Source organism: Variovorax sp. 01T439_2 (assembly GCF_056398445.1).
This window is the reverse complement of sequence record NZ_JBFTPJ010000094.1, coordinates 1-10,029: the sequence shown is the minus strand read 5'-3', so window position 1 is coordinate 10,029 and position 10,029 is coordinate 1. Positions and strand designations below refer to the sequence as shown.

The 10,029-nt window shown below is 67.1% G+C and carries 12 protein-coding genes and 2 pseudogenes; 9 read left to right on the top strand and 5 right to left on the bottom strand.

The features are described from left to right. From AC1DOC_RS06995 to AC1DOC_RS06965, 7 genes and pseudogenes are all read left to right on the top strand, one after another. Window positions 1-285: pseudogene (locus AC1DOC_RS06995) on the top strand (SAM-dependent methyltransferase); the annotation flags it as partial. 130 nt (window positions 286-415) lie between these two features. Then, window positions 416-1,438 carry an alpha/beta fold hydrolase gene (locus AC1DOC_RS06990; protein WP_478129584.1) on the top strand — a complete coding sequence of 341 codons (1,023 nt, stop codon included), beginning with the start codon at window positions 416-418 and terminating at the stop codon, window positions 1,436-1,438. Window positions 1,439-1,451: 13 nt separating this feature from the next. Next, window positions 1,452-2,882 carry an aldehyde dehydrogenase family protein gene (locus tag AC1DOC_RS06985; protein ID WP_436046193.1) on the top strand — a complete coding sequence of 477 codons (1,431 nt, stop codon included), beginning with the start codon at window positions 1,452-1,454 and terminating at the stop codon, window positions 2,880-2,882. Window positions 2,883-3,019: 137 nt separating this feature from the next. Continuing rightward, on the top strand, window positions 3,020-3,928 hold the full coding sequence (locus AC1DOC_RS06980) for a beta-1,6-N-acetylglucosaminyltransferase (RefSeq protein ID WP_062365273.1): 909 nt from the start codon (window positions 3,020-3,022) through the stop codon (window positions 3,926-3,928). Between the two features lie 202 nt (window positions 3,929-4,130). After that, window positions 4,131-4,400, top strand: coding sequence for a hypothetical protein (locus tag AC1DOC_RS06975; RefSeq protein WP_038108090.1), 270 nt, complete (start codon window positions 4,131-4,133; stop codon window positions 4,398-4,400). After that, entirely contained in the window at window positions 4,367-4,924 is a 558-nt protein-coding gene (locus AC1DOC_RS06970; RefSeq protein ID WP_478084307.1) for a hypothetical protein, read from the top strand. Before AC1DOC_RS06975 ends, AC1DOC_RS06970 begins: the two co-directional genes overlap by 34 nt. A gap of 23 nt (window positions 4,925-4,947) precedes the next feature. After that, window positions 4,948-5,271 carry a hypothetical protein gene (locus AC1DOC_RS06965; RefSeq protein ID WP_478129583.1) on the top strand — a complete coding sequence of 108 codons (324 nt, stop codon included), beginning with the start codon at window positions 4,948-4,950 and terminating at the stop codon, window positions 5,269-5,271. A gap of 75 nt (window positions 5,272-5,346) precedes the next feature. Here the strand turns inward: AC1DOC_RS06965 and AC1DOC_RS06960 are convergent, their stop codons facing one another. The 5 genes from AC1DOC_RS06960 to AC1DOC_RS06940 form a co-directional block, all read right to left on the bottom strand. Beyond that, complete coding sequence (locus AC1DOC_RS06960; protein WP_436037737.1) at window positions 5,347-5,607, bottom strand: type 2 periplasmic-binding domain-containing protein; 261 nt, start codon at window positions 5,605-5,607, stop codon at window positions 5,347-5,349. A 103-nt stretch (window positions 5,608-5,710) separates the two neighbouring features. Further along, window positions 5,711-6,004, bottom strand: a complete 294-nt coding sequence (locus tag AC1DOC_RS06955) for a putative quinol monooxygenase (protein WP_015866300.1) — start codon at window positions 6,002-6,004, stop codon at window positions 5,711-5,713. A 23-nt stretch (window positions 6,005-6,027) separates the two neighbouring features. Beyond that, window positions 6,028-6,996, bottom strand: coding sequence for a tripartite tricarboxylate transporter substrate binding protein (locus tag AC1DOC_RS06950; RefSeq protein WP_015866301.1), 969 nt, complete (start codon window positions 6,994-6,996; stop codon window positions 6,028-6,030). A 72-nt stretch (window positions 6,997-7,068) separates the two neighbouring features. Then, entirely contained in the window at window positions 7,069-8,160 is a 1,092-nt protein-coding gene (locus AC1DOC_RS06945; protein WP_015866302.1) for an isocitrate/isopropylmalate dehydrogenase family protein, read from the bottom strand. Between the two features lie 58 nt (window positions 8,161-8,218). Beyond that, a complete protein-coding gene (locus AC1DOC_RS06940; RefSeq protein ID WP_015866303.1) occupies window positions 8,219-8,920 on the bottom strand; it encodes a GntR family transcriptional regulator in 702 nt (233 codons plus the stop codon). A 154-nt stretch (window positions 8,921-9,074) separates the two neighbouring features. On the opposite strand from AC1DOC_RS06940, the gene AC1DOC_RS06935 reads away from it, so the two are divergent. Together AC1DOC_RS06935 and AC1DOC_RS06930 are read left to right on the top strand one after the other, a co-directional pair. Then, window positions 9,075-9,809, top strand: a complete 735-nt coding sequence (locus AC1DOC_RS06935; protein ID WP_436290002.1) for an NUDIX hydrolase — start codon at window positions 9,075-9,077, stop codon at window positions 9,807-9,809. 72 nt (window positions 9,810-9,881) lie between these two features. Beyond that, window positions 9,882-10,029 (top strand): annotated as a pseudogene (locus AC1DOC_RS06930) (cysteine hydrolase); the annotation flags it as partial.

Below are 10,029 nucleotides of genomic sequence, written 5' to 3'. Positions count from 1 at the left end.
CCGCATGGCTATCACGATGTGGCGCTGATCCGCGAGGATCTGAGCCGCGCAGGATTCGCCGACATCGCAATCCAGACGCGTGAGAAGCGCAGCCGCTCGCCCTCGGCGCGCGAGGTGGCCACGGCCTATTGCCAGGGAACGCCGCTGCGCAGCGAAATCGAGGCGCGCGACGCCAGCCTGCTTCAGCGCGCGACGGACCGCGCGACGGAGGCGATCGCCAGCCGCCATGGTGAAGGGCCGGTGGAAGGCAAGATCCAGGCGCATGTGATCGTGGCGGCGGGATAGCGCCGCGCGCCCGCAATTGAAATTTATTGTTGGCGCGGCCGGCCCAGATACAGAGGGATACGCAAGCCGGCCGCCGGGCTGCCGGTGCGCCGAACAATGGCTCCATCACTTCGCAACCATGGAGCCCCCGATGACCGCTTTTCCCCTGCTGCCCCGCCGTTCCTTCCTTGCCAAGGCGGCGCTCGGCATGGCCGCCGCCCAACTGGCCCCGATCGCTCCCGCCTTCGCCCAGTCCGCGGGCACGCCGAGCCTCCGGCGCCTCGAGCCGCTCAAGAGCATCGACGCGGGCTCGCTCAACATCGGCTACTACGAGGCCGGCCCGGCCGACGGCGCCCCGGTGATTCTTCTTCACGGCTGGCCCTATGACATCCACATGTTCGTCGACGTCGCCCCGCAGCTTGCGGCCGCGGGCTTCCGCGTGATCGTGCCGTACCTGCGCGGCTACGGCAGCACCCGCTTCCTGTCGGCCCGCACGCCGCGCAACGGGCAGCAGTCGGTGGTCGCCGTGGACATCATCGCGCTGATGGACGCGCTGAAGATCAAGGCCGCCACCGTGGCCGGCTGCGACTGGGGCGCGCGCACGGCCTGCATCATGGCCGCGCTGTGGCCCGAGCGCGTGAAGGCGCTGGTGTCGGTCAGCGGCTATCTGATCGGCAGCCAGCAGGCCGGCAAGGCCCCGCTGCCGCCCGCGGCCGAGCTGCAGTGGTGGTACCAGTACTACTTTGCGACCGAGCGCGGCCGCCTGGGCTACGAGAAGAACCGCCACGACTTCGCCAAGCTCATCTGGCAGCTGGCCTCGCCGAAGTGGAACTTCGATGCGGCCACCTTCGAGCGCAGCGCCRTGGCCTTCGAGAACCCCGACCACGTGGCCATCACGGTCCACAACTACCGCTGGCGGCTGGGCCTGGCCGACGGCGAGGCCAAGTACCAGGCGCTCGAGGACCGGCTGGCCAAGGCGCCGGTGATCGGCGTGCCGACCATCACGCTCGAAGGCGACGCCAACGGCGCACCGCATCCGGAGCCCGGCACCTACGCGAAGAAGTTCTCGGGAACCTACGAGCACCGGCTGGTCAGCGGCGGCATCGGCCACAACCTGCCGCAGGAAGCGCCCGAGGCCTTTGCCAAGGCGGTGCTCGACGTGGCGCGCGGCTGAGGCGGCGGACCCCATGTGGAACATCGACCAGGCCTACATCGATGGCGCCTTCGTGCCCGTGCAGGGCAGCGAGCGGCTGGAGATCTGCAACCCCGCGACCGAGCGGGCCATCGGCACGGTGACGCTGGCGAACCGCGAGGATGCGAAGCGCGCCATTGCCGCAGCGAACCGCGCCCAGCCGGCGCTCGCGCGAAGCACCAGGGCGCAGCGCATCGACATGCTCCGGCGCCTCGAGGCCGCGGTGCTGGCACGCACCGACCGGATCCGCGAGGCCACCATCGAGGAGTACGGCGGCCCGCTGGCCCGCTCTCAGTGGGTCAGCAACTACGCCTCGCAATGCTTCGCCACCACGGCGCAGGCGCTGCGGGACTACGCCTTCGAACGCCGCCTGGGCGAGGCCACCGTGGTGATGGAACCGGTCGGCGTCGCCGGCCTCATTGCGCCCTGGAACGCCGCCGCCGGGAGCATCTGCAGTAAGCTGGCTTCGGCCATTGCCGCGGGCTGCGCTTCGGTCATCAAGCCGAGCGAGCTGGGCCCGCTGCAGGCGCAGGCCGTGACCGAGGCGCTGCACGACGCAGGCCTGCCACCCGGCGTCTTCAATGTGCTGCTCGGGCGCGGCAGCGATGTGGGCGACGAGATCGCCACCAGTGCGGGCATCGCGAAGATCTCGTTCACCGGTTCCACGCAGACCGGAAAGCTCATTGCGCGCGCGGGCGTCGACACCATGAAGCGCGTGAGCCTCGCGCTCTCGGGCAAGTCGGCCACCCTGGTGCTGGACGACGCCGACCTGGCCGCCACGCTGCCCCTGGCACTGAACGCCGCCTTCATGAACAACGGCCAGGCCTGCGTGGCGGGCACCCGCCTGCTGATCCCGCGCGCTCACATGAAGGCCGCCATTGAACAGGTGCGAGCGGCGGCGGCCGCCCTGCGCGTGGGCGATCCGCGCGACCCTGCCACCGCGGTCGGACCGCTCGCGAGCCAGGCGCAGTTCGATCGCATGCAGCACTTCATCCGCCGCGGCCTGGCGCAGGGCGCCACCCTCGTGGCCGGCGGCGAGGGCCGGCCGGACGGTTTCGAGCGAGGCTGGTTCGTGCGGCCTACCGTGTTCGCAGAGGTGCGCAACGACATGGACATTGCGCGCGAGGAGATCTTCGGGCCGGTGCTCTCGATGATCGGCTATGGCGACGAGGACGAAGCCATCAGTATCGCGAACGACTCGCCGTACGGCTTGCAGGCCTACGTCTTCTCGTCCGACGCGCAGCGTGCCCTGCGCGTGGCCTCGCGGCTGCGGGCCGGCACCGTGCTGGTCAATCGCATCGCGCCCGAGCTGGCTGCGCCCTTTGGCGGCGTCAAGCAGTCGGGTGTCGGCAGGGAGTTCGGCGTCTTCGGCATGGAGGCTTTCCTGGAGCCGAAGACCATTGCCGCCGCGGACGGCATTGCGTGAAAAGGTGGGTACCCATCCGATGCGCTCGACCGGGCGCTTGTCGTACGATAGCTGCTGGCCGCTGCGGCTTTGAGAGAACTCTCCAGGGCCATCTGCCAGGCCAGGCAGCGGCCGATCAGACGTACTGCCATCGTGACATGAGCCCGGTATTCCTTTTGCTTGTTCATGCGGATCCACAGCAGGCAAAGCGCTTGCTGCGGCGGCTGGTTTCGGTCGGCCGCTGCATTGTCCATGTCGATGCCAAGGCCGAACTTTCCGCGTTCCGGATCGACGATCCGCGCGTAAGTTACGTGAAGGACCGTGTCGATGTGCGCTGGGGCGCCATCTCCCAGGTCGATGCCACCCTGAAGCTCATGCGCACCGCGCTCGCGGAATGCGAGGTGTCGCAGGTGAGCCATTTCATGCTGCTTTCGGGCAACTGCTATCCCTTGCGCCCGCTCGAAGAATTCCGCACCTTCTCGCAGCTGCATGTCGACACGAACTTCATCAAGATGATTCCGCTGGCAAGCACGCGCAAACTGCACGAGCGAGTCCGCCACTTCTGGTTCTACCAGGACCTCCCGGTGGATGGACGGAAATTCACCCTGGTACGGCTGTCGCGCGGCCTCCTACAATTCGTCGGCAAGCTCGGGCGCCGGTCGTTCCCGCTCTTTGCGCAGTGGCACTTCGGTTCCCAATGGTGGGCGCTGACCCCTGAAGCCGTGAGCTACCTCGTGTCGTATCCGCATGAAACGTCCGTGAAGCGATTCCTTCGGTTCTCCAAGGCGCCCGACGAAATCTACTTTCATACGCTGCTTGCAAACTCCCCGCTGCAGCACACCGTGGAGCCCGTCAGCGGAAGCGGCGTGTGGGACGCGGCGAACCTGCACCTGATCGATCCCTCGCTGTCGCGGTGGTTCCACACGTCGGACTACGAGGAGATCGTCGCGTCGGGCATGTGGTTCGTGCGCAAGGTCGGCAGCGGCGTCTCCAGCGATCTGTGCGACAGGCTGGACCGCAACGGCAATCACAACCTGGTTGCGGAAGCGGGCGAGGAGGCGGCCTAGCCGTGGGCGCCGGCTTCGGCCCGGCGATCCTCGTCGGTCTCGAAGGCAGAATACGAGCCGGGAGCGGTCGTCCGGCCGCAGGAGGGCAGCGCATGAAGATCGAACCACGCGGCGCTCGCCGTCGCCGCCTGCGGTTTCTGCGCCACTCGGTTTGGCGACAGCTTCTGGGCCAATCTGCGGTGGCTGCAGTAGAGCACTTGCCATGAGATGGTTGAAACTGCTGCGCAGCATTCTGCGCGTGTTGTGGTGGGCCGCGGCAGCGGCCCTGCCGGTTGTGCAATACCGTTTCCGCGAAAGCTACCGCCGCGCAATCGGGTGCCCCGCCACACCGGATTGCTACGTGCCGGGCGCCGAGCTCCTGATCGACATGCTGCTTCTCGCCGCGGGTTCGGCTGTGGTGCTCTGGCCGCTCTGCGCGTGGTACGCCATCGTCAAGCCATGGCTGGCCCGCCGGGCATCGCTCAAACAGTGACAGGAACTGCATCGGATGTTCTTTTCTCGCAAACCGGCGCCGCCTTCCTCGAGGCTCATGCAACTCCACGAATACATCGACCTGCTCCACGGCGGCACCGAGGATCACGCCGGAAGCGATGCGATTGCTTCCTGATCGCCATCTTCAGGAACGGCGCGCCCACCGCACAGGAACATCTTCTTTTCGACATCGGTGCGGAATACCAGGAGCCCATGCTGGAGTGCCCCGAGTTCGGTGTGGCCGAGCCGGCGAACGAAGCCAACATCCGCCACTGGATTCCATTGCTGCAGGACAGCCCGTCGGCGTTCGCAATCGTTGAGCGGCGCGGCGGAACCTACATGCAGGTGTTCGCCGATGCCGAGGGCTTTCATCTGGAGCATCAGCTGGTCACTCCCGGGGCGCACTACCGCACGGCCGAGCCGGTCAGCGCCGAGGAAGCCGTCGGCATCCTGGTGTCCTATGCGTGCGAAAAATACGAGTGGGCTTACAAGCCCTGGGAGCGGCTCGAGCTGCAGGGCATGTGATCCGTCTTGCTGCGGCGGGGTAGATGGACTCTGCAGAAATGAATCCACCTGGACGAGACCTGCTTGCAAACAGCATAAACTTCTCCCATGAGCACCATGACGTATCCCTGCCGGAAGCCATGAAGTCGTTCGTGGACGAGCAAATGTTCGAATGCGGCCACGGCACAAGCAGTGAGGATGTGCACGAGATCATCCRAAAGGACCAGCAGCGGCTCCAGCTGCGTAGTCTGCTGCTCCAAGGAGGCCTCTCGGCGCCCGTCGCAGTGGTAGACGCGGCCTATTTCGATGGCTTGCGCGAGAGAGTGTGCGATGTGGGCAAAAAGGTGGGCAAGGCCGGCGGCAGGTGACGGCGAAAGCAATCATCCCGACGACTCACTTGCGATTTCCACACGCGCCTGAGCGTCACAGCCGGTGCTCCCGCGCTAACGCTCCAGAAAGAGATCGGCAATCACCGACCTCAGCCACCTGTTGGAAGGGTCCTGCTGATACCGCTCGTGCCAGTGCTGCTTGACGGCGAACCCCGGCAGCGTGAAGGGCGGCTTGAACACCTTCACTTCAGCGATCCGCAGCAAGGTTTTGGCCACGCGCTCAACGACTCGCCTGAATTCATCAAGCGCTTCGAGGTCGACGTCCAGGCGGTGGGGGCCTTGCGGGTTCAGCATCCGTCGCTGGACTTGACGCACGCCCTGTTCCATCTCAAGGCGGGATGCGACGGGGCCTTGGCAAGGATGAAATAAAGGCAGGCAGGCTTCGCGAGCAGTTCCGCGATCGCTCCATGCCCGCGGGTTACGTACCCACCAGCACGCGGGTTCGCACCGACTTGCGCACGACCCAGTCGCGCGTCATCGCGTCGAACGCAAGGAAGTGCGGCGCAGCCAGGTGGGTCTCGATGGCCGCTGGATCGTCGTACAGCTCGTAGAGGAAGAAGGCGCCAGGGTCGGCCGGGTCGCGGCATACATCGAAGCGGCTGCAACCCGGCTCGTCGCCGAGCGAACGCTGCGCATTGTGTGCGATGGCTTCGGCAAAGGCTTCGGCTCGCTCGGGGTGGATCTGGAAGTCGACGAGCAGTGCGTGGGTCATGATTTTCAATCTTTCCGTCGGCGTCAGTCGAGGCTCAACTTGGCCTTGCTGGCGAGCGCCGCGAATTTCGCGATCTCCGCCTGTATCTGAGCGGCCATCTGCTCGGGCGTGTTGCCGATCGGCTCCGCGCCCATCTCCAGCCATTGCTTCTTCATCTCGGGCATCGCGAGGATTCGGGTGGAATCGGCGTGGATCTTGTCGACCACGGCCTTGGGCGTGCCGGCCGGCGCCATCAGACCGAACCAGGTCGCGATGTCGAAACCGGTGAGGCCCGCTTCCGACAGCGTCGGCACCTCGGGCAGTGCCGACGAGCGTCTGGCCGTGGCCACCGCCAGCGGGCGCAGCTTGCCGCCCTTGATGAGCGGCAAGCAGGAGGCCACCGTGTCGAACATCATCGTCGTCTGTCCGCCCATGAGGTCGACCAGCGCCGGGCTGCTGCCCTTGTAGGCGACGTGCAGGATGTCGGTGCCGGCCATGTCGTTGAACTGCTCGCCGATGAGGTGGTGCGCGGTGCCGGCACCGGTGCTGCCGTAGCTGAGCTTGCCGGGGTTCGCCTTGGCTTGCGCGATAAGCTCGGCCACGTTCTTCGCGGGATTGGCGGCCGACACGATCAGCACGTTGGGCACGATGGCCAGCACGGTGATCGGCGCCAGGTCCTTGCCGAAATCGTAGGGCAGCTTCTTGTAGACCGACTGCGCGATCGAGTGGTGCACCGCACCCATCAGCAGCGTGTAGCCGTCGGCCGGCGACTTGGCCACATAGTCGGCGCCCAGCGTGAGGCCGGCGCCGGGCCGGTTCTCCACCACTACCGGCTGGCCCCACGCCTGCGACAGCTTCTGGCCGATGGTGCGGGCGATCTGGTCGGTGCTGCCGCCGGGCGGCGAGGGCACGACGATCTTGACCGGCTTGGCGGGCCACGCCTGGGCATGGACGGCGAGCGGTGCGGCGAGGGCCGCGGTCGCGAGCAGGGCGGCGTTCAGGAAGCGCTTCATGGTTTTGTCTCCGTGTTGTTTGGAAAACGGGACGGCGGGCGTGGCCGCCGGCAGCACTGCCGCGTCGCGCAGCTAGGCCGCGCGCAGGGCGTCGGTGGCCGCGCGCGTGATGTCGGCCGTGCCGTGCATGCCGCCGAACTCCATCGGCCGCACCTGGCCGGTGGCGAACACCTGCTCGACCGCGCGTTCGATCAGCGCCGCGCCGTCGGCCAGTGCGGTGTCACCGCTGCGCTCAGCCAGCCACTCGAGCATCATGGCGGCCGACAGCAGCATCGCGGTCGGGTTCGCCTTGCCCTGGCCCGCAATGTCGGGCGCGGTGCCATGCGCCGGCTGGAACAGTGCGTGCCTGTCGCCGATGTCGCCCGAGGGCGCCATGCCCATGCCGCCGACCAGCGCGGCAATGAGGTCCGACAGGATGTCGCCGAACATGTTCTCGGTGACCAGCACGTCGTAGGTCCACGGCTTCATCACCAGGTTGAGTGCCATCGCATCGACATAGCCGCTGTCGGCCGCCACCGCCGGATGGCGCGCCGCGACTTCCTCGAACACCTTGCGGAAGAAGGCCATCGAGGCGAAGACGTTGGCCTTGTCCACGTTGGTCACGCGGCCTGCGCGGCCCAGCCGCTCGGCCCGGCGTGCGGCCAGGCGGAAGGCGAATTCGCAGATGCGTGTCGTGCCGTGGCGCGTGATACGCATGGTGTCGAACACTTCCTGGTCACCGCGTACGTCGCCGCGGCCGCGGGCATAGAACAGGCCTTCGGTGCTCTCGCGCACCAGCACCAGGTCGATGTGCTCGGCCTTAGGGTTCGACAACGGCGTGGGCAGGCCGCGGAAGGTGCGGATCGGCCGCACGCCGGCATACAGGTCGAAGTGCATGCGCAGGTCGAGCTGCGGAATGATCTCGGTGCCGTCGGCGCCGCGCACGTGCGGCAGGCCCATCGCACCGAACAGGATGGCGTCCGCGCTCTCACAGCGGCGCAGCGTGGTCTCGGGCAGCGCGACGCCGCTGTCGAGATAGTGCTGTGCGCCGGCCGGCAGCCATTCGAGTGCCAGCGCACGGCCGACGCGCGGCTGCACGGCTTCCAGTACGGCCTGCGCCGCGTGCATGACTTCGGTGCCGATGCCGTCTCCCGGCAGGACGGCGATGCGGTAGTTCTTTTCCATGGGAGAGAGGGGCTTGTGTGGCGTGAGAAGGGAAGAAGAAAAAAAACATCCAGCCGGGCTACATCTGCTGCAGGCGGTAGCGCTCGAACAGCGCCAGCAGCTCGCGGCTCGCGCGCTGGCGGTGGGCACGGTTCACTGCCGATGCGCCGGCCGAATCGCCGGCGCGCAGGCACTCCACCAGCGCTGTGTGTTCCTGCGTTGAATTCACCGGCTTGGGCCGCAGCCGCAGCGTGAACATGCGGGCGCGGTGCGCGCGGTCCCAGTGACTGAAGACGGCCTCGGTCAGCAGGCGGTTGCCGGCCATGGTGACCAGCTGCGCATGGAAGCTCTCGTCGGCGCGTGCCCAGGCGTCGAGATCGTCCTTGGCCAATGCGTGTTCCATCGCCTGCGTCGCGCGCACCAGCGGCGCCAGCTCGGAGTCCGACGGGCGGCGTGTTGCCACGATCTCGACGGCCAGGCTTTCGAGCGCGGTGAGGATCTCGTAGATCTCGCGCATGTCAGTGGCCGACATCGGCAGCACGCGCATACCGTGGCGCGGGATCACCTGCACCAGGCCTTCGCGCTCGAGCCGGATCAGCGCTTCGCGCACCGGTGTGCGGCTCAGGCCGAGCTCCAGCGCGATCTCCTGCTCCAGCGCCTGATGGCCGGGCGGCCATATGTTGTCGAGGATGCGCCGGCGCAGGCTTTCATAGGCCGCGTCCGTGCGCGAGAGCGCAGGCGAGGCAGCCGGGGGTGGGGTCGTGGTGCGCGGGGTGGGCATGGACGAGTCCGGGTCGGATGGTCAAATAACGTATGAATTAATGTATACGTTAATCGGAATGCCGTTGCCTGGGAAAACCCGGACGCGCACGCGCTCGCTATATTCCTCCCTCCAGAGTTGTTCTGTACAACCCAAATCAAGAGGAGCTCGCGCCTTGAAGCCATCCCCCAAGAAGCAGGCGGGCCTGAACTTTCCCAGGCCGCTGGTCACCGTCGACGTGGTCATCTTCACCGTGCTGGAAGATGCGCTGAGGGTCATGCTGGTACGCCGCCCGGGCGATCCCGACGATCCCTTTCCGGGGCGCTGGGCGCTTCCCGGGGGGTTCATCGACGTCGACAGGGACGCCAGCCTGCTCGACTGCGCACTGCGCAAGCTGCGCGAGAAGACCGGGGTTGCCGCACCGTATCTCGAGCAGCTGGGCAGCTGGGGCGGCGCGCACCGCGATCCGCGCGGCTGGTCAGCCACGCACGCCTTCTTCGCGTTGATGCCGGCCCGGGACCTGGCGCCCGACCAAGGCGTGAACGCCGCGCAGGTCGAATGGATGGACGCGGCAGCCGCGGGCCGCAAGCGCCTGGCGTTCGACCATGCGGAGATCCTGGCCAGCGCCATCGCGCGGCTGCGCAGCAAGGTGGAATACACCTCGCTGCCGGCCTTCCTGCTGAACGAGCCCTTCACGCTGCCGCAGCTGCAGCACACCTACGAGGTCGTGCTCGGCCGAGCCGTCGACAAGAGCGCCTTCCGCAAGCGGATGCTCGATGGCGGCTTCATGGAAGAGGCTGGGATGGTGGAGGGCGCCTCCGGCCGGCCGGCCATGGGCTACCGGCTGCGCGACCGGTCCCAGGCGGCGCTGTTTCCCCGCACCTTCAGCCCGCGCGACGCCGAGGCTTGACTTTCTCCTTCATTGTTGTACAGTGCAACCAAAGAGAGTTGTACAGTACAACTAACACAAGAGGACGCCGCCATGAAGCAGAACATCCATCTCCTCGTGATCGATCCGCAGAACGACTTCTGCGACCTGCCGGCCGACTGGCTCGGCACCGACGCCGCCACGGGCACGCCGCAGCAGCCGGCCCTGCCGGTGGCCGGTGCCCACGCCGACATGCTGAGGC